General features: G+C 62.2%; 20 protein-coding genes. 16 read left to right on the forward strand and 4 right to left on the reverse strand.

The features are described 5' to 3' along the window. A partial coding sequence (locus tag CKO15_RS04730; RefSeq protein WP_200193037.1) for a hypothetical protein occupies window positions 1-359 on the forward strand: 359 nt, incomplete at its 5' end. A 103-nt stretch (window positions 360-462) separates the two neighbouring features. Here the strand turns inward: CKO15_RS04730 and CKO15_RS04735 are convergent. Then, complete coding sequence (locus tag CKO15_RS04735) at window positions 463-834, reverse strand: hypothetical protein (RefSeq protein ID WP_200193039.1); 372 nt, start codon at window positions 832-834, stop codon at window positions 463-465. A 495-nt stretch (window positions 835-1,329) separates the two neighbouring features. Here CKO15_RS04735 and CKO15_RS14500 point away from each other — a divergent pair, with 495 nt between their 5' ends. Both CKO15_RS14500 and CKO15_RS04745 read left to right on the forward strand, forming a co-directional pair. Further along, window positions 1,330-2,046, forward strand: a complete 717-nt coding sequence (locus CKO15_RS14500) for a copper chaperone PCu(A)C domain-containing protein (RefSeq protein WP_207123882.1) — start codon at window positions 1,330-1,332, stop codon at window positions 2,044-2,046. Between the two features lie 75 nt (window positions 2,047-2,121). Then, window positions 2,122-4,245, forward strand: a complete 2,124-nt coding sequence (locus CKO15_RS04745; protein WP_200193044.1) for an EAL domain-containing protein — start codon at window positions 2,122-2,124, stop codon at window positions 4,243-4,245. An 8-nt stretch (window positions 4,246-4,253) separates the two neighbouring features. On the opposite strand, the gene CKO15_RS04750 is transcribed toward CKO15_RS04745, so the two are convergent. Next, window positions 4,254-5,078 (reverse strand): TatD family hydrolase, encoded by an 825-nt coding sequence (locus CKO15_RS04750; RefSeq protein ID WP_200193046.1) that lies wholly within the window; start codon window positions 5,076-5,078, stop codon window positions 4,254-4,256. Window positions 5,079-5,130: 52 nt separating this feature from the next. On the opposite strand from CKO15_RS04750, the gene CKO15_RS04755 reads away from it, so the two are divergent. From CKO15_RS04755 to CKO15_RS04770, 4 genes are all read left to right on the forward strand, one after another. Beyond that, complete coding sequence (locus CKO15_RS04755; protein WP_200193048.1) at window positions 5,131-5,808, forward strand: haloacid dehalogenase type II; 678 nt, start codon at window positions 5,131-5,133, stop codon at window positions 5,806-5,808. Window positions 5,809-5,903: 95 nt separating this feature from the next. Beyond that, entirely contained in the window at window positions 5,904-6,287 is a 384-nt protein-coding gene (locus CKO15_RS04760) for a DUF6164 family protein (RefSeq protein ID WP_200193049.1), read from the forward strand. Window positions 6,288-6,421: 134 nt separating this feature from the next. Further along, window positions 6,422-6,886, forward strand: coding sequence for an FKBP-type peptidyl-prolyl cis-trans isomerase (locus CKO15_RS04765; protein WP_200193130.1), 465 nt, complete (start codon window positions 6,422-6,424; stop codon window positions 6,884-6,886). A 275-nt stretch (window positions 6,887-7,161) separates the two neighbouring features. Next, window positions 7,162-8,784: a methyl-accepting chemotaxis protein gene (locus CKO15_RS04770; RefSeq protein WP_200193051.1), complete on the forward strand. Its 1,623-nt coding sequence runs from the start codon at window positions 7,162-7,164 to the stop codon at window positions 8,782-8,784. Window positions 8,785-8,881: 97 nt separating this feature from the next. Here the strand turns inward: CKO15_RS04770 and typA are convergent, their stop codons facing one another. Then, the gene (gene typA / locus CKO15_RS04775) at window positions 8,882-10,702 is read right to left on the reverse strand and encodes a translational GTPase TypA (RefSeq protein ID WP_200193053.1); all 1,821 of its coding nucleotides are present in this window, start codon (window positions 10,700-10,702) and stop codon (window positions 8,882-8,884) included. 192 nt (window positions 10,703-10,894) lie between these two features. On the opposite strand from typA, the gene CKO15_RS04780 reads away from it, so the two are divergent. The 9 genes from CKO15_RS04780 to kdsB all read left to right on the forward strand — a co-directional run bounded on the left by CKO15_RS04780 (window position 10,895) and on the right by kdsB (window position 20,079). Then, on the forward strand, window positions 10,895-12,688 hold the full coding sequence (locus CKO15_RS04780) for an ABCB family ABC transporter ATP-binding protein/permease (protein ID WP_200193057.1): 1,794 nt from the start codon (window positions 10,895-10,897) through the stop codon (window positions 12,686-12,688). Then, window positions 12,688-13,557: a PHP domain-containing protein gene (locus tag CKO15_RS04785; protein WP_207123884.1), complete on the forward strand. Its 870-nt coding sequence runs from the start codon at window positions 12,688-12,690 to the stop codon at window positions 13,555-13,557. Before CKO15_RS04780 ends, CKO15_RS04785 begins: the two co-directional genes overlap by 1 nt. Before the next feature lie 82 nt (window positions 13,558-13,639). Beyond that, the gene (locus tag CKO15_RS04790; RefSeq protein ID WP_200193059.1) at window positions 13,640-14,533 is read left to right on the forward strand and encodes an ankyrin repeat domain-containing protein; all 894 of its coding nucleotides are present in this window, start codon (window positions 13,640-13,642) and stop codon (window positions 14,531-14,533) included. 198 nt (window positions 14,534-14,731) lie between these two features. Further along, window positions 14,732-15,091, forward strand: coding sequence for an H-NS histone family protein (locus CKO15_RS04795; protein ID WP_200193061.1), 360 nt, complete (start codon window positions 14,732-14,734; stop codon window positions 15,089-15,091). A gap of 16 nt (window positions 15,092-15,107) precedes the next feature. Continuing rightward, window positions 15,108-15,752 (forward strand): MotA/TolQ/ExbB proton channel family protein, encoded by a 645-nt coding sequence (locus tag CKO15_RS04800; protein ID WP_200193063.1) that lies wholly within the window; start codon window positions 15,108-15,110, stop codon window positions 15,750-15,752. Beyond that, window positions 15,749-16,168, forward strand: a complete 420-nt coding sequence (locus tag CKO15_RS04805) for an ExbD/TolR family protein (protein ID WP_200193134.1) — start codon at window positions 15,749-15,751, stop codon at window positions 16,166-16,168. The genes CKO15_RS04800 and CKO15_RS04805 overlap by 4 nt, the downstream gene beginning before the upstream one ends. A 74-nt stretch (window positions 16,169-16,242) precedes the next feature. Continuing rightward, window positions 16,243-18,045 carry a lipid A export permease/ATP-binding protein MsbA gene (gene msbA / locus CKO15_RS04810; protein WP_338035995.1) on the forward strand — a complete coding sequence of 601 codons (1,803 nt, stop codon included), beginning with the start codon at window positions 16,243-16,245 and terminating at the stop codon, window positions 18,043-18,045. 84 nt (window positions 18,046-18,129) lie between these two features. Further along, a complete protein-coding gene (gene lpxK / locus CKO15_RS04815; RefSeq protein WP_338035996.1) occupies window positions 18,130-19,188 on the forward strand; it encodes a tetraacyldisaccharide 4'-kinase in 1,059 nt (352 codons plus the stop codon). A 96-nt stretch (window positions 19,189-19,284) separates the two neighbouring features. Next, the gene (gene kdsB, locus CKO15_RS04820) at window positions 19,285-20,079 is read left to right on the forward strand and encodes a 3-deoxy-manno-octulosonate cytidylyltransferase (RefSeq protein WP_200193070.1); all 795 of its coding nucleotides are present in this window, start codon (window positions 19,285-19,287) and stop codon (window positions 20,077-20,079) included. A gap of 91 nt (window positions 20,080-20,170) precedes the next feature. On the opposite strand, the gene CKO15_RS04825 is transcribed toward kdsB, so the two are convergent. Then, window positions 20,171-21,412 (reverse strand): PP2C family protein-serine/threonine phosphatase, encoded by a 1,242-nt coding sequence (locus CKO15_RS04825; protein WP_200193072.1) that lies wholly within the window; start codon window positions 21,410-21,412, stop codon window positions 20,171-20,173. Between the last annotated feature and the right edge of the window lie 212 nt (window positions 21,413-21,624).

Genomic DNA, 21,624 nt, shown 5'->3' on the forward strand with positions numbered 1-21,624 from the left:
TTTGGGGGGTGGCGGGTCTCGGGGCGGTCTTCGGGTTGCTGGCCTTTGGGCAGTGGTTTTTATTGCCGATGGTCGTTTTGCATGCCGCTCCGCCCGGTATGAGCATGGTGATGAGCCTGCACGCCTACACGATCAACCCGGCGCCGATGACCGGAGCGCTCGGCTTGTTGCTGTTTGGGGTGCTCGTAGTGGTGCTCTCGGCCGGTTGGCTAGGGCCATTGTTGGTGCCGTTGTTCGGTGTGTTGCTCTATACGTCGTATCGCGATGTCTTTTTGGGGCGTAGCAGCAACCACCCGGCCGGGGCGCCGGTGGCGACGGTCACTGAACGGCTGATCGGGAGCGACGAAGAGAGGCAGTAGCCTACAGCGCCCACCTCTTCGGGGTGCTGTCTTCTAGGGGCGCCGGTGTCCCCGCCGGCATTAGACCCTGACCGAATCGTGGGGACGCCCGCAGTAGCAGCCCTTAGTGGCTGAACGCTGCGTCGCTGTCGACACTCGAGTCGGCGGCTGCGTGCGCCGCTTGTAAGCAAGCGATCATATCGTCGATGCTGGCTGCAGCATCGGCCCAAACCGAGTCGTCGTCGGCGTGCGCCATCGCCAGGTAGCGATCGCGCTCGGCGCGCAGTATGGCCTCCATCCGGTTGGCCGGGAAGGGGCGCACATGGGCGGTGTCGGCCTCTTCTGGTGAGCCCGGTAACAGCGCATAGAACCAGCCGGTATAAGGCTCGTTACTGCGGTGCGAAGGCACCAGGCCGTGCGCAATAAACCCCCCTGCTACTGCCGTGTTTTGACCGTAGCGTTCTGCGTATTCGGGGCTGACCAGTGCAGTAAACATAGTGTGCTCCTCACCGTGAGGTCGCTGAGCGAAGCGCATAAGCTTTGCTTATGCTGTCCTGCAGCATATTCTAGCAGATCAAAGTGAGATGTGAACCACTTATCATGTTTGATATTTTGCAAGTATTTGCTCGCCCTTAGGGGGAGGGCTGTAGCGGCGGCTACGGCACACACTAGAACGGCACACAGCTCTAGAGAGGGCGGTGGCGGTGGTGGCGCACGACGACGGACTTGAGAGCGGGCCTCACTCGCTCAAGTTCTTGCTCGCGGAGGCGATATACGGTACAAGTTGAGAAAGTGCGGTTGCGCAATGGCGCCCTCTGTGTGTGCGTTCTCCGTATTCATCTTTTGTGTTCATCTTTTTCGCCCGCCACGTTTGCTAAATACCGGAGGAGGGGGAATGCCTGAGGGGAGAGCGGTGAGCTCCGGATGCATTCGGCGGCGTCCGTCCCGGGCCGGAAGTGCGTGTGGCGGCGCTGTTGTTCTGGAGGGGGACGTGTGTCGCAGCTGGTGTGTGCTGGAGAAGATGGGCCGGGTGGGGCGGCGCTCGCTGGCGTCTGCCCTCCTGCTCGCTGGCGTGCTGCTTTGTGCGCTGCTCTCCGGTGTCGCAGCGGCGCAGGCGGCGGCCTCGGAGATTCGCCGTGAGGGGGTGCGGTTGCCGATTCTTGGTCCAGATCGGGAGCCGATCGATCTGTTGCAGTTGCGCCCGGAGGAGGTCGAACGGCGTCTCCAAGCACGGGAGCGCGACCCTATGCGGTTGCCCGATGGGGTTACACCAGCGACAGCGCTGGCTGCTGCCGAGTTGGCGGACGATCCGGCGATGACCGAGCGGCGCGCTGCCGAGGCGGTGGCGGTGGAGCGTATCTGGTTGCCGGCATCGCGGCGGGGTGAGGGGACGATTCTGGCCGAAGTGGCGCTTGAAAATCACTCTGCGCAGCCGCACCGCCTGGTCTCCGTCTATACCGAGGCTGCCGAAGATGCCATTCTGCACGTCAGCCATTGGCGCGGTGGCGTGCGTTATGCGCAGCGCCTGGAGGCGCTGCATCTGCCGCCTGAGGAGCGGGTCGAGCTGCGCCCCGGAGGGCCACAGCTGTTGCTGGTCGATCTGCGCCGTCCACTCAACCGCGGGGAGGCCATCTCGATGACGCTCCACTTTGCCGATGGTAGCCGCAAGACGATTGAGGCTCCTATCGATATCGCCGATGCGCCGTAGCGCGATGTGTCGTGAGAGGTTGGCGTCGCCGTGGATCGCCAACAGCGACGGTTCAAAGCGCTGAGGGGCGAGCCGGTGTCCGCGTGGTGGGATCGGCAGAAGCGGGCGCTGGCGATCTGCGGTGGCTATGTCTGCGGCGGTCTGGTGTGGATTTCCGGCAGCGATGCGGCTGTTGCACTGTGGGCACCGGCTGATTGGGTCGTGCCGTTGCAGGCGGCCAAGGGCGCGCTCTTTGTGGTGGCGACCGCGGCGCTGTTGTGGTGGTTGCTCGCTCGGCTTGAGCACCGAGGTCGAGAAGGGGAGCGGTTGCTCAGTTCGGCGCAGCAGGCACAGCGTAAAAGTGCGCTCTACGCTGCTTTAAGTGAGGCGAACCATGCGGTTATGGAGGTGCGTGAGCGGGAAGTTCTCTTTTCGCGCATCTGTCAGATTGTGGTCGATCACACCGGGGTTCGGTTGGCTTGGATCGGTTTGATTGAGCCTGCCGAGCGCTGGGTGGAACCGGCGGCTTGGGCCGGGGATAGCGCCGGTGAGCGCTATCTTGGGCAGATCCGAGTCAGCTCCGATCCGGCACGCCCGGAGGGGCGGGGTCCGGTTGGGCGGGCGATCGCTTCGCAGCACAGTGTCATTTTTGGACGTTTTCTCGAGGAGCAGGATGCAGCACCGTGGCACCGTGCGGCACGCGAAGCCGGTTTCGGTGCGGTGGCGGCCTTTCCGCTCCTCTGTTACCACGAAGTGGTCGGGGCGCTGGCCGTCTACGCCGACGATGCCGGTTACTTTGACGACGATGTCACCGCACTGCTCGAAGACTTGGTAGCGGATGTCGGTTTCGCCGTGGAGTACTTAGAGCGGGAGGCCGAGCGCCAGCGGCAGGAGGCCCGCATTCGCTATTTGGCCGAGCACGATCTGATGACCGGCTTGCTCAATCGCGAAGCGATGTCCGAGCGCATCGCTCGGGTGCTCGGAGCCTGTGCCCGGCGCGGGGAGCGCTCAGCGCTGCTCTTTCTTAACCTGGATCGTTTTCGCGTTATCAACGACGCCTTCGGTCATCACGCCGGCGATGAACTATTGCGCGCGGCGGCGGCTCGTTTCTCCGAACTCCTGTCGCCTTCGATCGTCGCGGTCGGGCGTCAGGGGGCCGATGAGTTTCTTTTTCTCTTCTCTCCGGTCGATGCCTTTGATGAGGTCGCCGAGTTTGCTGAGCGGCTGTTGGCGGAGCTGCGGGCGCCTCTGGTAGTCAACGGCGTTGAGCACATCGTGACGCCGAGTATTGGTGTGGCTCTCTTTCCGGATGATGCCGCCGGCAGCGGTGTGCTGCTGCGTAACGCCGAGGCGGCGATGCAGGCGGCCAAGAGCGGCGGGCGCAACCGCTATTGTCGTTTTACCGCTGATATGCACCGTTCGGTACAGGAGCGGATCGAGCTGGAGGCGAGTCTGCGCGGCGCGGAGCAGCGCGGGGAGCTTGAACTGTGGTATCAGCCGCAGATCGATATCGCCAGTAACCGCCTTGTAGGCGCTGAGGCGCTGATGCGCTGGCGCCATCCCGAATGGGGATTGGTCTCGCCGGGACGGTTTATTCCGGTTGCCGAAGAGAGTGGCTTGATCGTCTCGCTCGGCGATTGGGCGATCGAGGAGGCTTGCCGTCAGCGTGCGGAGTGGGCCGCCAGCGGACTGCTCGATGGGCCGTTGGCGGTGAATGTCTCGGCGCTGCAGCTCAGTCGCAGCGAATTGGCGGCGACGGTAGCGCGCGCGCTTGAGCGCCACGGGCTTGCTGCCTCAGCCCTCCAGCTGGAGATGACCGAAAGTCTTTTTTTCCAGGATAATAGTGCGTTATTGGCTACGTTGAACGCTTTGCAGGCGTACGGGCTGCGTTTGGCTGTTGATGACTTCGGCACCGGTTACTCGAACCTCGGCTATTTGAAACGCTTGCCGTTAGCGAAACTGAAGATCGATCAATCCTTTATCCGCGACCTACCTGGTGATGCCGAGGATGCGGTGATTACCCGTACCATCGTCAACATGGCGATCGGTCTCAACCTGCGGGTAATCGCCGAGGGGGTGGAGACAACCGAACAGCTGGCCTATCTGCGCCAGATCGGCTGTCATGAGGCGCAGGGCTTCCTCTTTGGCCGCCCACAGCCCGCCGAGCAGTTCGCCGAATCTATCGTCGCCGCTGGTTGGGCGTCGGCGCTGGCTAGCTGAGTGTTCCGCTAGGCGGGTGGGGATGGGGGCTCATCGATGCGGAAGAAGCGCCGCGCTACTTGCGCCGAAGAGGCCGCCAGCTCGCCGACGTCGCGACCGCTATAGTGAGCCACTGCACGGCCGATATGAGGTAGGAGGCAGGGTTCGTTGCGGCGGTTCTTGACCGGCAGACCGACCTGTTGGGGTTCGACGTCGCGCGGGAGCAAGTAGGGGCAATCCGTCTCGACCATGAGGGCCGAGCTGGGGATCTGGGCTACTGCTCGACGCACTGCTTGACCGCGGCGCTCATCACAGATCCAGCCGGTGACGCCGATATGCAGCCCAAGGTCGAGATAGTCACGGGCGACCTCAGGGCCTTCGGTGAAGCAGTGGGCAACCCCATCGACCAAGTCGTCGCGGTAGGCACGGACAATCTCGACGAAGCGGGTGTGAGCGTCACGCTGATGGAGGAAGACCGGCAGCTGCAGCTCGACGGCCAGCTCCAGGTGGCGCTCAAAGACGCGTTGTTGAACCTCGGGGGGGGAGTGGTTACGGTAAAAATCGAGTCCGGTCTCGCCGATCGCGACGACCTCGGGGCGAGCTGCCAACTCGCGCAGCACTGACTCCGATTCGCTGCTAAAGTGCTTGGCCATGTGCGGATGAAACCCGGCCGTAGCATAGAGCTGCCCCGGGTGTTCGGCGGCTAGTGCCTGAGCCCGGACGGATTCACGCTCGTCGGTGCCGGTCACAATAAGCTGCCGCACACCGGCTCGGGTAGCGCGCTCCAAGACTGCGGAAAAGTCTTTGCGGAAGGTTTGGTGGGTAAGGTTGGCGCCAATGTCGATCCATTCCATGCGCCCATTATAACGGGAACCGCGATACAGTGACCACAGCTAAGGGAAGACAATGACCACGACGCTGGCACTTGACGTCTACGGCACGCTCGTCGATACGAACGCCATTACCGATACGCTGCGCACGCACGTTGGCGACCGCGCGCCAGTGATGGCGCGGACTTGGCGCGATAAACAGCTCGAGTACGCCTTTCGTCGTACCCTAATGGGGGAGTTTGCAGACTTCTCGGTCTGTATTGCCGATGCTCTTGACTACAGTCTGCGCGCCTTCAGCGTAACGTTGACCGATGCAGCGCGCACCGAGCTGCTCGCTGCCTATCAGCGCCTGCCCGCTTTTCTCGATGCCGACCCGGGGCTTGATGCGTTGCAGCGCGCCGGCTATCGTGCTTTTGCCTTCTCCAACGGCAGCCGCGAGGCAGTCAGCAAATTGCTTGGGGATAACGGGTTGCGCGCCTACGTCGAGGATATCTTTAGCGCTGAGATGGCAGGTGCCTTTAAGCCGAGCCCGCGTGTCTACGCCGCTTTTGCCGCCCATACTGGTGCGCAGACGGATGATATTTGGCTCATTTCGAGCAACCCGTTCGACATTATCGGGGCGCGTAAGCTCGGTTGGCAGGCGGTGTGGGTGCGCCGCCTACCGAATAATGGCGTCTACGATCCTTGGGGGGCGGAACCGACGGCGAACGTATCGACTCTGACCGATTTGCCGCGGGTGCTACCGCCGCCGTAAGGCCGCTGCATGCTCCCCCTGCAGGGTCTTCCCCTTGAGTTCCAAGGCGGCTGGTTAGGGATTGGCTTGGGTTAGATAAGCTGACAGCGAGTGCTATGGCGAAGCTACTGATGAATTTACGCGGTGTACCTGACGATGAGGCCGATGAGGTGCGCGAGCTCCTGCGGGCGAATGGTATCGATTTTTACGAGACGCCGCCGAATCGTTGGGGAATCACCAATGGTGGGATCTGGTTGCATGATAAAACGTTGTTTCCAGAGGCCAAACGACTCCTCGATCGCTATCAAGAAGAGCGTTCGATGCGGGTTCGTGCTGAGCACGAGGCGCAGCGTGCGCGCGGCGAGCTGGAAACACTCTGGCAGCGTATCGCGCGGGAGCCGCTACGTTTTCTCCTCTACCTGATCCTGATGGGCTTGATTTTGGCTTTCATGATTGTGCCATTTGCCCACTTGGCGCTGGGATGGCGGACGCTCTATTAGTATTCCGGCTCGTCTTCCGCTTGCTGGCGGGTGTGGAAAGAGATTCGGGGCGGGCAGCGGTGATTGCGCCTCCCCCGGGGTCCTCTGATAGCATGGGCTGCTAAGTTCGCTTTGTTCGCAGTGGAGAGCCAATGATGCAGGTAGGTAAGCAAAAGGTCGTCACCTTCGACTACACCCTGACCGAGAGCCAAGGCGAGGTGCTCGACCAGTCCCAGGGCGGTGAGTTCTCTTATCTTCACGGCTCGGGGAATATCATCCCGGGTCTGGAGCAGGCCCTTGAAGGCAAGGAGGCCGGGGATGAGCTCAGTGTTACGCTCGAGCCTGCGGATGCCTACGGAGAGCGCGATGATCGCCTGGTGCAGAATGTGCCCAAGGACATGTTCCCGGGCGAGGTCGAGGTGACGGTTGGCAGTCAGTTCCAAGCGCAAGGCCCGGATGGTACGCCAATTCCGCTGGTGGTCACCGGCGTTGGGGAGCAAGAAGTTGAGGTCGATGCCAACCACCCGCTGGCTGGCGAGACGCTTAACTTCGAGGTCAAGATCGTCGAAGTGCGCGAGGCGACCGAGCAGGAAGTTGCCGACGGACAGGTTCGCGCTTAGCCGGAGCCCTAGCTAAGTGCTGCGGCGGTCGCTGCGTGACTGCCGCTGCAGTTTCCCCGGGGGGGGGGCGCTGGCACTTTCTTCATGCACGCCTGCGCCTCCCCCCTCGGCCCTCCACCCGAGTGCCCTGTTCAAGCGCCCTTCAGGTTGAGGTAGCGTGTTAAAATAGAGCGGAGAGGCGTCGCTGAGGCCTGGCGGCGTCCGTCGAGCGCAACCGCCGAGCGGCCATTGACGCGGAGAGCGATGGTCGCAATCAGCCCTCGGGGGCCACCAGTATGCTTGCAAATTGGCCGATCCGCCATAAACTTATAGGCGCCTTCAGCATACTGCTGCTGCTGATGCTCGTTACGACCCTGCTAGCCTATCTTGGGCAGCAGCGGATCGCCGGCGAGTATCGTGAGGCCGTCGCCTTTATGGAGCAGTCGACCACCATGGTCGAGCGCGAAGTCGAACATCTGGCGTGGATGAACGACTTAGCCGACAGTTTCCTGACCGAGCGTACTTTTACCGGCGAACTCGACTACACCGGGTGCGCCTTTGGCAGATGGTTCTACGCCTTTCGCGACTCGCCCCACTACGCAGCGGCCGATGCGCCTCTACGCGAGGCGTTTGATACGCTTGAGCAGCCGCATATCGAACTGCACGAGGCGGGCGCACGCATCCGTGAGCTGCAAGAGGCGGGCGATTTTGGTGACGCCGAAAGGCTCTACCATGAGCAAGCGCAGCAGGCACGCCTAACCTTCCAGGAGCGGCTCGCCGAGTTCCGCGCCCTCCTGGAGCAAGCACGCGACGAGGGGATTGCGCAGGCGGAGGCCGCTGAGCGCCGCGCCAATACAATCAGCACCGTCGGCACACTGATCGCGCTGATCGCTGCACTGACGCTGGCCATCGGCATCTCGCGCCACATAACCGGACGCCTTAGGGCGGCGGTTGCCGGGATGTGTGAGATCGCCTCAGGCGACGGCGATCTAACCCGGCGTCTGGAGAGCGACGGACGCGATGAGATCGCGCAGCTTGCTACGGCCTATAACCAGTTCATCGATAAGATCCAGACGATGGTCCAGGTCAGTCTCGACTCAATTCACCAGATCGCCACTGCTGCCGCACAGATGCACAGCAGCGCCGAGGGGGATCGGCAAGGTGTCGGCGAACAGCAGAGCCGCACCTCAGAAGTGGCGACGGCCATGAATGAAATGAGCGCCTCGATCCAGGAGATCAGCCGCAATACCCAAGAGACGGCCGAAGCCGCGCGTTCAGCCAGCGAGCGTTCGCGCGCTGGCCAAAGCGGTGTCAGCACGACCATCGAAACCATCCACGCGCTTGCCGATAACGCCAATCAGTCGGTCGCGAGTATCCACAGTCTGAATGAGCAGAGCGGACAAATCGGACAAGTGCTTGAGGTGATCCGTGGCATCGCCGATCAGACCAACCTCCTTGCGCTCAACGCCGCCATCGAGGCGGCGCGTGCTGGCGAAAGCGGCCGCGGCTTTAGCGTGGTTGCCGAAGAGGTGCGCAAACTCGCCCAGAAGACCCAAGACTCGATCGGTGACATCCAGGAGATGGTCGAGGGGATTCAGGGCGGGACCCAGCGTGCCGTCGAGGCGATGGAAAACAATCAGCAGATGGCCGAGCGTACCGCCGGTGAGGCCTCGACCGCCGGGACGACGCTGGATGAGATCACCCGAGTCGTCTCGAGCATTGAAGATATGACCGTGCAGGTCGCCAGCGCCATCGAGGAGCAGTCTCAGGTCGCCGAAGAGGTCAACCGCAACCTCACCTACATCAGCGACTCGGCCGAGCGCACCAGCCACTCGGTCACTGATACTGTGGAATTGGCCAACCGCCTCAGTGAACTGGCGGAGAGACTCAAAGACCAAGTCGGACGATTTCGGGTGTAAGGGCAGGCTGCCTAATCCGGCCCCAGCCCGGCCCTTACACTCCGTTATCGCTCCACGCAATCGCAGCACAGCCCCAAATAACCATTTGAAACAAAAGTCATGAAGAGGTTGCGCGATAGCGGCGGCGGCGCTCGCTCTCTTTCAGATCCTTTTTACGCAAGCGGATCGACTCCGGGGTGATTTCGACTAGTTCATCGTCGTTGATCAGTTCAAGCGCTTGTTCAAGGGTTGGGCGCAACGGCGGTGTCAAGATGACGTTCTCATCGCTGCCGGAGGCGCGGACGTTGGTTAACTCTTTGGCCTTGAGCGGGTTGACAGTCAGGTCGTTATCGCGGCTGTGTAGGCCGACGATCATCCCCTCGTAGACTGGTTCGTTCGGTCCAAGCACCAAGCGGCCACGCTCTTGCAGATTAAAGAGTGCATAGGCGACGGCCTTGCCGTCGTTGCCGGAGATCAACGCCCCCTGGCGCCGCTGCCCGACCTCGCGGCCGCTGCGGGCGGCGTAGTGGGCGAAGACGTGGGTTAAGATGCCGGTGCCTGAAGTCAGGCTGAGAAAGTCGGTCTGAAAGCCGATCAGGCCACGCGCTGGGATTAGATACTCGAGACGGACCCGGCCGTTGCTATCGACTTGCATGTCCTGCAAGCGACCGCCGCGCTCATTCAGCGCCTCGATCACGGCGCCCTGGTGGCTGCTCTCGATATCGGCGACGAGCAGTTCGTAGGGCTCTTCGATGCTGCCGTCGGCGCCCCGGCGGGTGATGACCTGCGGGCGTGAGACGGCGATCTCATAGCCCTCGCGGCGCATATTCTCAAGCAAGATCGACAGATGCAGCAGGCCGCGGCCAGAGACGTGGAAGCGATCGGGGTCGGCGGTCGCGTCGACGCGCAGTGCGACGTTCGATTTCAACTCGCGCTCGAGACGTTCGCGGATCTGCCGGCCGGTGACGTAACGCCCTTCGCGGCCGGCAAAGGGGGATTTGTTGACCTCGAAATCCATACTGACCGTCGGTTCGTCCACGGTCAATGGCGGGAGTGCTTCGACATGCTGCGGGTCGCACAGTGTATCGGAGATATCGAGCGGATCGATACCGGTGATGGCCACGATATCGCCGGCCTGTGCCCGCTCGATCTCGGTGCGCTCAAGGCCGCGGAAGCCGAGTAGTTTCTGGATGCGGGCGTCGCGCTCGGCGCCGTGGCGATCGCGCAGGCGCACGGTGTGGTTCGGAGTGGCGTGACCGCGCTGGATGCGGCCGATGCCGATCTGGCCTAAGTATTGGGAGTAGTCGAGCGAGGTAATTTGCATCTGGAATGGGCCGTCGCGATCGACTCGCGGCGGCGGTACGCGCTCGACAATGGTCTGAAAGAGCGGCGTCATATCGCCGTCGCTGATCTTCGGCTCGTATCCGGCGTAGCCGCCTAGGGCGGAGGCGTAGACGATGGGGAAGTCGAGCTGCTCTTCGCTGGCGCCGAGATCGAAGAAGAGTTCGAAGGTGCGGTCGACGACCCAGTGCGGGCGGGCACCGGCGCGGTCGATCTTGTTGACGACGACGATCGGATGGAGGCCTAGGGCGAAGGCCTTCTCGGTGACAAAGCGCGTCTGCGGCATGGGGCCGTCCTGAGCATCGACGAGCAGCAGCACCGAGTCGGCCATGGCCAGCACCCGCTCGACTTCGCCGCCGAAATCGGCGTGCCCCGGAGTGTCGATGATGTTAATTCGGTACTCCTGCCAATCGATCGCTGTGTTCTTCGACAGGATGGTGATCCCGCGCTCACGCTCGATGTCGTTGCTGTCCATGACGCGCTCGCGGTCGCTGCTTGCAGCGAGCGTGCCGGATTGTTGCAGGAGCCGATCGACCAGGGTCGTCTTACCGTGGTCGACGTGTGCAATGATGGCGATGTTGCGTAGCTTTTCAAGCATGAATGTCACCGAATTCCCTGGATCGAAGTGTGGGCTGGCTAGCTGACCTGCGTGGGCTGACCTGCGTGGCAATGCCGTCTCGAAACGAGTAGGATAGGGCCTCCGTAGCGCAGCGGTTCCGCTGGCACCGCCCGCTGTCTGCGTGGCGCGGCATCTTATCATCTTTTCACCGGAACCAACTAAGGGACTGCATTGAGGAATCGCCGGCAGAACGAGTACAGCAGTGATCAGCGACCCAACTGGCGAATCATCGCCAGCGTTCTTCCCTACCTCAGCGAGTTTCGACAGCGGGTTCTCTTAGCCCTCGGCCTGCTCGTGCTGGCCAAGGTTGCTACGGTGATGGTGCCGGTGACCTTAAAGTGGCTGGTCGACTACCTGGATGAAGGGCGAGGGGGCGAGCTGGTGCTGATGGTGCCGATCGCCTTGGTGCTCGCCTACGGGGCGCTGCGCTTTGCCGGGACCGCCTTCCAAGAGTTGCGCGACGCTCTCTTTGCGCGCGTTGCCGAGCGCACCATGCGCCGAGCCGCGCTGCAAGTCTTTGAGCATCTGCATCGACTCGAGTTGGGCTTTCATCTGATGCGGCGCACCGGCGCGCTGGCACGCGATATCGAGCGCGGCACCAGCGGCATGGCCTTCCTGCTGCGCACGCTGGTCTTTAATATCGTGCCGACAGTGATCGAGGTGGCGCTGGTTGCCCTGATCTTGGCGATCGCCTTCGATATCGAATTCGTCTTGACCGTGGTAGTGGCCGTTGCCGTCTACGTCGTCTACTCGCTTCTCATCACCGAGTGGCGGACCCGTTTCGTGCGCGAGGCGAACGAGTTGGATAACCGCTCCAACACCCGCGCCGTCGACAGCATGCTGAATTACGAGACGGTGAAGTATTTTAATGCCGAGGCGCACGAGGCGCGCGCCTACGACCGCGATCTGGCCGCCTGGGAGGAGGCGCGGATCAAGCACCGCGTCTCGCTGGCGATGCTCAATATCGGGCAGGCATTTATCGTTGCTGTGGCGATGACGGTGATGATGGCGATGGCGGCGTGGCAGGTCGCCGAAGGGCGCATTAGCCTGGGCGATCTGACGATGATCAACGCCTACTTGTTGCAGCTTTTTATCCCGCTGAACAATCTAGGCTTTATCTATCGCGAAATGCGCGAGTCGCTGATCAACATCGAGCGGATCTTTGGGTTGTTGAAGCGTTCACCGCGGGTCGCCGATAGTGAAGAGGCGCACGAATTGCCCCCGGCTGGGGGCGAGGTCCGCTTCGCGGCGGTTGAGTTTGGTTACCAACCCGAGCGGCCGATTCTGCGTGGCGTAAGCTTTACCATTCCGGCTGGCCGTAAGGTGGCTCTGGTTGGGCCGAGTGGGGCGGGTAAGTCGACCATCGCCCGGTTGCTCTTTCGCTTCTACGACGTTGATGCGGGGCGGATCACCATCGCTGGCTACGATATCCGCACCGTGAAGCAGGCGAGCCTGCGCGCTCAACTCGGTGTTGTTCCGCAGGATACGGTGCTGTTCAATGATACGATCCGGTATAACATCGCTTACGGTTGCCCCGAGGCGAGCGATGAGGCGATCTGGCGGGCCGTGCAGCAGGCGCATCTCGATCGCTTTATCGCGGCGCTGCCACAAGGGCTTGATACGGTGGTCGGCGAGCGCGGGCTGAAGCTCTCCGGCGGCGAGAAGCAGCGGGTTGCGATCGCTCGGGTGCTGCTTAAGGATCCGCCACTGTTGATCCTCGATGAGGCGACCTCATCGCTCGATTCGACGGCCGAACGTGCGATCCTGGCCACCCTCGATGAGGTGGCGGCCTCGCGCACCACTCTGGCCATTGCGCACCGCTTATCGACCATTCAGGATGCCGATACGATCCTCTACATTGAGGCAGGAGAGGTGGTGGAGGCCGGGAGGCATGAGGAGTTGCTCGAGCGTAACGGCGCCTACGCACGGCTGTGGCGCCATCAGCAAGCACAAGGTGAGTCGTGATGGTGGCGGCGGTCTACGATCTGCACTGCCACTCGAATGCCTCCGATGGCGTCTTGGCGCCGGAGGAGGTGGTGGCCCGTGCTGCGCGGCAAGGGGTGACCCACCTGGCGTTGACCGATCACGATACGGTTGCCGGGCTTGAGGCGGCGCATGCGGCGGCACGGCAGCATGCAATTGAGCTGATCGACGGCGTTGAGCTGTCGGTCTCTTGGCAGCGGCGTACCTTCCACGTCGTTGGTCTGTGGATCGATCGCCACGCTCCTGACCTGAGCGCTGGCCTGGCGCGTATGCAGCAGGCGCGTGCGGTGCGAGGCGTGGCGATTGGCGAGCGTCTGGAGCGTGCTGGACTCCGTGGGGCGCTAGCCGGTGCTCAGGCCGTTGCCGGGGCGGCTGAACTGACCCGAGCGCACTATGCGCGCTGGATGGTCGAGCACGGCTGGGTTGCCGGCTACGAGGAGGCCTTTCGCCGCTACTTGCGGCGGGGCCGCAGCGGCTACGTCGATGGCGAGTGGGTTGAGATGTCAGAGGGTGTGGAGTGGATCCGGCGTGCCGGGGGGGTGGCTGTATTGGCGCATCCGCTCGGCTACGATCTGACCGGTGCGTGGCTGCGGCGCACCCTGGAGGCGTTCGTCGCTGCTGGTGGTGAGGGGATTGAGGTGAGCTGTGGGACGGCGCCGACTCCTCGTCAAGTCGAACAGCTCGGCGGCTGGTGCCGCCGCTTTAATCTTGCGGCCTCGGTCGGGTCCGACTTTCACGGTCCGGGACACGGCGCTCGGGAGTTGGGCGGAGCCCCGCCGCTGCCGGCCGATCTGCCGGCGATCTGGCATATCGAGCAGGCGCAACGAGCACCGATACCGGCCGCCGAATAGGCCGCCCCGGAGCGGCCTATTGGATCATAGAGACCGCGCTTTGTCGCATGGGCGTAGCGCCCGCTTCAGGAGAAGGACGTGTATGGCTGAACACGAGCAAAAGAGGCACACGGAGGCGGGGAGGACCGCCCCTCGGGATGCGCTCTGGCGCAGGGTCGTGCGCCGTGTCGGTGCCTATATGTTTCGCCACCCTTTGCATCGGGCTGCGAGCAAATCGGATCCGGCGCGTTTGGAGGCCGGATTGGCCCGTGGAGTCGATGTCAATACCCAGAAAAAGCAGGGGACGACGGCATTGATGGTGGCGGTCGCTTGCAACCCGGAGCCGACACTTGTCGATCGGCTGATCGACGAAGGGGCTGATGTGAATTTGGCCAAGAATAACGGTACCACCCCGTTGATGGTCGCGGCACAGCTCAATCAGCAAGTGGTTTTTGTCGAGCGTCTGCTCGCTGCCGGGGCCGAGGTGAACGCGCAGAAGGCCAATGGTGTGACCCCGCTGATGATCGCTGCCTATAACAATGGCCCTGAGGTCGTCGAGGCCTTGCTGCAGGCTGGTGCCCGGGTCGATGCCTGCCGTGACGACGGGGTGACGGCGCTGATGGCGGCGGCCTTTAGCCGTAAAACGGCGGTTGTCGAAATGCTGTTGCGTGCCGGCGCCGATGTCAATGCCTGCAGTGAAAATGGTGTCACTGCGCTGATGTTGGCCGCCGAGTACAGCGACGATCTAGCGATGACCGAAGCCCTCTTGCAGGCTGGGGCGGCGGTCAACGCACAACAGGAAAATGGGCTGAGCGCCTTGATGATTGCCGCCAAGCTCAACGAGCCCTATATCGTTGAGCGGCTGCTCGATGCTGGGGCCGATCCGGCGCTTGCGGATAACTCTGGGAAAGATGCTGCCTATTGGGCCAGCGCCTATAATTCTTCAGTGCGGGAGTCTTCCGTCTTCGCGCGGCTGCAGGTTTCAGATAATGAATAGGGGGGGAGAATCGCTCTTGCTTTACGCTGTTTTTTTAGGCTATATTCGCGGCACCACGACGAAGAGAGGATTCGTTTCGATCTTCTGGTGATGGCGAACGTGGTCTAGCGTGGGATGAAGTGGTTGAAACGTCATTGGTTTCGGTGCCAAGTAGTGTCCCCACAACAGTAGGCGGTTAAAAGCAGGAGATTTTTCAAGATGAGTGAAGAGCAACTGGAACAAATTGCGGAAGCGGCGCGCGAGCTCGATCTCAATGCTCTCGATCGGGCGCGACAGCTGATTGAGCAAGAGCGCAGAAGACGCGAGCGCGAGGCGCGGCGCCAAGCGCAACAGGAGATGAAGGCAGTTGCTGAGAAGTACGGCATGAGTCTGCATGAGATCGTCGCTGGGCAGCCAAAGAGTGCGTCAGGAGGGAGTGGCAAGGGTAAATTACCGCCGAAGTACCGTCATCCTCACGATCATTCGAAAACCTGGACGGGGCGTGGTCGGCGGCCGCACTGGATTCAAGAGTGGATCGATGGGGGCAATGATCTCGACGATTTGAAGATCGCCGATTGAGCGGATCGGGATCTCCATGCTCGAACTCATACAGGCAGGAGGATGGCTTATGTTGCCAATCCTCCTGTGTTCTGTGGTCGCCCTGGCGATTATCATCGAACGATTTTGGACTTTACGACAGCAGCGAATCTTACCGGCGGCGTTGCGTGGGCGGGCTTGGCGCCTAGCGCGCGAGCGGCAGCTGGAGAGCCGCTACCTTAAAGCACTCAAGGAGAGTTCCCCTTTGGGGCGTATCTTGGCTGCGGGGTTGGCCCATCGTGATCAAGGACGCTCCGCTATGGCTGAAGCGATTGAGGATGCCGGGCGTCACGAGGCGCACCGGCTGGAGCGCTATTTGAACACCCTGGGGACGATCGCGGCAATTTCGCCGCTGCTTGGTTTGCTCGGCACAGTGATTGGTATGATTAAGGTCTTTGGTGCCATCAGTGCCGAGGGCATGGGAAACATGCCGGCCCTGTCGGGGGGGATCGCTGAGGCGTTAATCACTACGGCTTCTGGTCTAACGATTGCCATTCCCGCCCTAATCGCGTACCGCTATTTGCGCGGTTTGGTCGAGCAGCGAGTTGTCGAGATGGAGCAGGAGGCAATGCTGCTGATTGAGGCGGCCATGGAAGGTGGTGACGAGCGAAGTGGCGAGTGGTTCTCCGGGAGGAGCGGTTGAATCTGCGTGGCAGACGGCGCCGGGAGGAGCCAGAGATCAATTTGACGCCGTTGATCGACGTCGTCTTTCTGCTGTTGATCTTTTTCATGGTAACGACGACCTTTGTACACGACGCGGGACTAGAGATTACGCTGCCGCAAGCGCAGAGCGAGCGCCCCGAGCGCGCCCCACAACTGCTTGAGGTTCGGATCAGTGCTGAAGGGGAGTATGCCGTCGCCGGCGAGGCGCTGATTAACCGCCGTATTGAGACCCTGGTCCGCGCTATGCGTACGGCAATGGCCGAGGAGGAGTTCGTCGGGGTGGTAATCCAGGCGGATGCTGATGCCCCGCACCGGGCGGTGGTACAGGCCTTGGATGGGGCCGGGCGGCTTGGTATTGAGCGTGTCTCGATCGCCACGGTACCCGCGCCCGAATAGTCCTAAATAGGGCCTGTTCAGGCCTGGATGGGCCTGTAATGGGCTTAGGTCGCTTCTCCGAGGAGTATGGATGCGTGGCTGCCCCAGCTAAAAAGGCCGATGTGGCACGACCGCTCGATGAGCGTTCTGGAGTTGCCGCGTGCCAGGGGACGTGGCCGACCTTCAAGCGGCTCTTCTTCGGGTACGTCTGCCCGCACTGGCGGATCGGCTTAGTGGCGGTGGTGGCGATGGTGGCCGTGGCGGCAACTCAGACCGGAGTGGTGGCGCTGATTCAGCCGTTGCTTGATGACGGCTTCCTGGAAAAGGACGCGGCGACGATCCGTTTCTACGCCATGGTGCTCATTGCGCTGATCCTCTTCCAGGGGGTGGCGCACTTTTTTGCCCACTATTTGGTAACGTGGATTGGTCGTGGCCTGGTCAAGGCGTTGCGCAGCCAACTCCACGGCCAGCTGCTGAGCTTGCCGAATCGCATCTTCGACCACGCTGCTTCTGGGCGCTTGATCTCCAAACTGACCTATGAGGCTGAGCAAGTCGCCGGTTCGGTGACTCGAGCGGTGCTTGCCCTGGTTCAAGATACGGCGCGTATCCTCTTTCTGCTCGGCTACATGATCTACCTCTCACCGCTGCTTATGCTTATCGTTGCGGTAGTTGCGCCTATTGTCGGTGGTCTGATCGCCTATGTGACGCAACGCTTTCGTAAGATCACGCAGCGGGTGCACCGAGCCGTCGGCGGTGTCGGCAGTGTGGCCGAGGAGACTGTGCATGGGTATACCGTTATCAAGGCGTTTGGTCAGGCTGAGCGGGCGCGGCAGCGCTTTGAGCGGGTCAATGAGCGCAATCGCCAGCAGTATATGAAATTTATCGCGACGCAGTACGCTGCCGTACCGATTACTCGTCTTTTGGCCGGCGTGGCGCTGGCTGCGGTCATATTCCTGATGACCCTTGATACCGTGGCTGAGCAGATTACGGTCGGGACCTTCGCCTCATTTGCCGGGGCGGCGCTGCTGCTCAACGGTCCGCTGAAGAGTCTGGTCAAGGTCAGTGCCATGATTCAAAAAGGTTTGACTGCTGCTCAGAGCATCTTTCAGGTGATTGACACCCCGTGTGAGCGTGATCGAGGCGAGTACGAGGTGGTGCGAGCGGGTGGTCGTGTTGAGTTTAGCGGCGTGCACTTCTCCTACGACAGTGAGCGTGAGGTGCTTAAGGGTATCGATCTCGTGGTTACACCGGGTGAGCGCATTGCGCTGGTTGGTCCCTCCGGCGGTGGCAAGTCGACCCTGGTGCACTTGCTGCCGCGTTTTTACGAGCCAACCGCCGGTGAGATTAGCCTCGATGGTGTGGCATTATCGACGTATCGGCTCGCCGCTCTGCGCCGACAGATCGCCATGGTCAGTCAGCGGGTGGCCCTCTTTAACGCCACCGTGGGGGAGAATATCGCCTACGGATCGAACGCACCGGTCACCGAGGGGCAGATCTGGGCGTCCGCCGAGGCGGCTCACGCCGCTGAGTTTATTGAGCGCTTACCGGCCGGTTTGGATACCCCAATCGGCGAGGATGGGGTGTTGCTCTCCGGGGGGCAGCGTCAGCGCATCGCTATCGCCCGAGCGCTGCTTAAAGATGCCCCGCTGCTGATCCTTGATGAGGCGACCTCGGCGCTCGATAGCGAGTCGGAGCGGGCGATTCAGCAGGCGCTTGAGCGGCTGATGCAGGGGCGCACGACGTTCGTCATTGCGCACCGTTTGGCAACCGTCGAGAACGCCGATCAGATCCTGGTGCTGGAGCAGGGGCGGATCGTCGAGTGTGGTCGCCATGCCGAGTTGCTGGCACGGGGGGGGCGCTACGCCGGACTCTACCGGCTGCAATTTGCCGATGCGTAATGACGCCTAATTGATGACGCCTCACAATGGGTCAACGTACCGCTATTTGTGGTCGTGCGTCATGGTGAGTGGAGGAGAGTGGCGGTGGCGGCAGCTCCGGACTTTTGGCAGCGTAATGGCGTGAGTGCTCGGTTATTGGCACCGTTGGCGATGCTCTACGGCGGTGTGAGTGCAGTGCGGCGCTTGGCCTTTCGGCGGGGCTGGCTGAAGACGGTCGCTGCGCCGGTGCCGGTCATTGTGGTGGGTAATGTGAGCGTCGGCGGCACCGGTAAGACCCCCTTTGTCGCTTGGTTGGTGGCGCGTTTGCAGGCGCACGGTTATCGGCCGGGGATCGTAGCGCGTGGCTACGGCTCGCGCGCAGGGCGTGGTCCGGTGGCGGTCAGCACTGAGGCCGATCCGGCAGCCGTCGGCGATGAACCGCTGCTCCTCGCTCGTCGCTGTCGAGTGCCGGTACGAGTCGGGGCCGATCGACCGGCGGCAGTGGCCGCCTGTGTTGAGGCCGGCTGCGATATCGTCGTCAGCGATGATGGGCTGCAGCACTACCGCATGGGGCGTGATCTGGAGATTGTCGTCATTGATGGTCAGCACGGTTTCGGCAATGCTCGCCTGCTGCCCGCTGGACCGCTGCGTGAGTCGCCGCGGCGCTTGGCGACGGTCGATCTGGTGGTGGCACGCGATGCACCACACCCTGAGACCCCTTACGTCTTTCGGTTGCGCCCTGGGGCGCCGCGTGCTCTCGATGGTTCCAGGCGGCCGTGGCCCGGCGGGATGGCGTACGCGGTCGCCGGAATTGGTCGCCCGCAGCGCTTCTTTGCCACCGTGCGGGAGCAGGGCATCAACGCCGAGTGCCACGCTTTTCCGGATCACCACCCCTTTCGAGCGAGCGATCTCGACTTTATCGATCCGACACGACCGATCTTAATGACAGAGAAGGATGCGGTTAAGTGTCGTGAACTACCGCAACGTGAGCGGATCTGGTGGTTGCCGGTGGCTGTGAGTGCCGAGCCGGCACTCGTCGCAGCGCTTGAGCAACGCCTTGCCGGGCTTAGAAGGAGGGGTGAGGGGGAGCAGCAGGCTGGGCTGCTCAGCGCAGCTACGAGCACAGCGACGGGTGAGTCAGGCGGGTCGAGCGAAGCAGGTTAGGGCCTCGGTACGAATCTTCCCAGGATGAGCGGGCAGAGCAAGGTACCCGGGCGCGTGTATGGGATTATGGAGAGTAGGGCCATTCGTAGTGAGCCGATGATAACAGCAGCAAATCGCACTTTTACGGTGGTGATTCCAGCGCGTTATGCAGCCAGTCGTCTGCCGGGTAAGCCACTGATCGAGATCGGCGGGCGCCCTCTGATTGAGCACGTCTATCGGTGTGCTGCGGCGAGCGGGGCGGAGCGGGTCATCGTTGCGACTGACGATGAGCGCATCCGCACAGCGTGCGCTCGATTTGGGGCGGAGGCGTGGCTGACCGACCAGGCGCATACCAGTGGCACAGAGCGGATCGCCGAGGTGGTTGCACGGTTAGGCCTCGATGAGCAGGCTATCGTCGTCAATCTGCAAGGCGATGAGCCGCTGCTGCCAGCTGAATTGCCGGCCCAAGTCGCTGCCACCTTGGCTGCCGCACCACACAGCGCAATGGCGACTCTGGCGGTGAAGATTGAGCGCGCGGCGGAGTTATACGACCCGGCGGTCGTCAAGGTGGTCTGTGACGCTCAGGGACGTGCTCTTTACTTCAGTCGGGCACCGATTCCATGGGAACGAGCGCAGATGCCGCAGCTCGATGATGCCGCGGTGGCCGCTGGAACGTGGTGGCGGCATCTTGGTCTCTACGCCTACCGGGCTGGTTTTCTGCGCCGTTTTGCCGAGCTAGCCCCAGCGCCGCTTGAGCGCTGCGAATCACTGGAGCAGCTGCGCGCCTTGTGGCACGGTTTTGCGATTGAGGTTGCCTACAGCAGCCAGCGCCCGGGGCCCGGGGTGGATACCCCCGAGGATGTCGCGGCGGTCGCTGCGCTGCTTCAGGCTGAACTGCCGCCCGCTCGCTAGTGGCTCAGCTCGCGTGCGGGCGACAGAGGGTTGGGGCGCATGGATGCGCGGGGTGAGTGGGCTGCTGCCGGTTCGGTTTGAGTGACCCAAATCAACACAGGGCGTCGAGATCGAGTTCGAGTAGAGTCATATCGTCGCTGTTCGCCTGAGGTAGGCGACGAGCGTGGGCCAGAGTTGCGGTCAGGCGCTGGAAGCTCTGCTCGGGCGAGGCTTGACTAAGCAGCCCCTCGAGTCCCTCTATGCCGAGCCACTCACCGCTTTTGAGGCGGGTTTCAACGACGCCGTCGGAGTAGGCGTAGAGGCGGGCGCCGGGAGGCGGATCGAAGTAGACCGCCCCGCCCGCTTCATCCGGCGATTCGGGGAGGATGCCAAGCGGTAACCCCGTTGAGGCAAAGCGGGCTACGACTTGTCCGTTGTGGATGAGTAGCGGAGGCGGCATGCCGGCGTTCCATACGCTGATGCGTCGTTGCTGCGCGCTGTTTTCGACTTCGATGAGTGTCGCTGTCAGGAACATGTTCCTTGGCAGATAGCGGTGGAGGTGCTCGTTGAGCGTCCCAAGCAGGAGTGCGGAATCGACGCCGCGCTCCACGGCGGCGTAAAAGGCCCCGGCTAGGGCTGGAACCCCGATGGCCGCTCCGATCCCGTGGCCGGTGAAATCGCCAATCAGAAAGAGCCGCGCGGCATCCTCTCGGCGCCGGCTTGCCAGCAGGATGTCGCCGCTGAGCTGTGCGGCGGGCTGATAGTAGTGGCGCACCCCCGGCGTGCTCAGGCACGTGTTCACTGTCGCCCGTTCAATGACTTGCCGGGCAATCTCCTGTTCGGCATCGACTTGGCGCTGTGCCTTGCGCAGTTCGAGTTCGTCGATCGCCAGCGCGGCGATATCGAGCAGGTTGAGCAGCTCCGCTTCGCTGATGCCGTGGGGGCGGGGTGCGGTATCTTGAACACACAGCACCCCGATATGCCAGCCGTCGTAGGTCGTCAGCGGGACGCCGGCATAGAAACGGACGTGTGGTTCGCCGACGACCAGTGGGTTGTCGCAAAAACGCGGATCTTCGTGAGTATCGGGTACGATCAGCGGAGTGCCGTGATAGACGACGTGACCGCAAAAAGAGATGCCACGGTCGGTCTGGCAGGCGGTGACTCCACAGGAGGATTTGAACCACTGTCGGTCACGATCGACGAGGGTCAGCGTGGCGAGTGGGGCGTCGAACAGCCGAGTAACCAAGCGAATAACGCGCTCGAAGGGCTCTTCACGCGGGGTGTCGAGGATATTGTAGCGGTAGAGGGCGGCGAGACGTTGTGCCTCGTTTTCGGGGATTGGTGCGGTCAGCATGCGGCGTATTGTTCCTCTATTGCGTCCATCTTCAAAGGGGTGGGTGTGGCACGTGTGGCACGATCGGGCTAAAGCCAGTAAGGTGGCGCGCCGAGCTCAAGGTGGGCAGGGAGCGCGCGTTGACGCCGAACGCGCCGGGAGACTGCCATATACCCCGCTACGATCGGTGATTTTTTTGAGTATTGTCAATAGACGCGGAGAGTTTTAGAAGT

The sequence above is a fragment of the Halorhodospira abdelmalekii genome (assembly GCF_016583625.1).
GTDB classification, from domain to species: domain Bacteria; phylum Pseudomonadota; class Gammaproteobacteria; order Nitrococcales; family Halorhodospiraceae; genus Halorhodospira; species Halorhodospira abdelmalekii.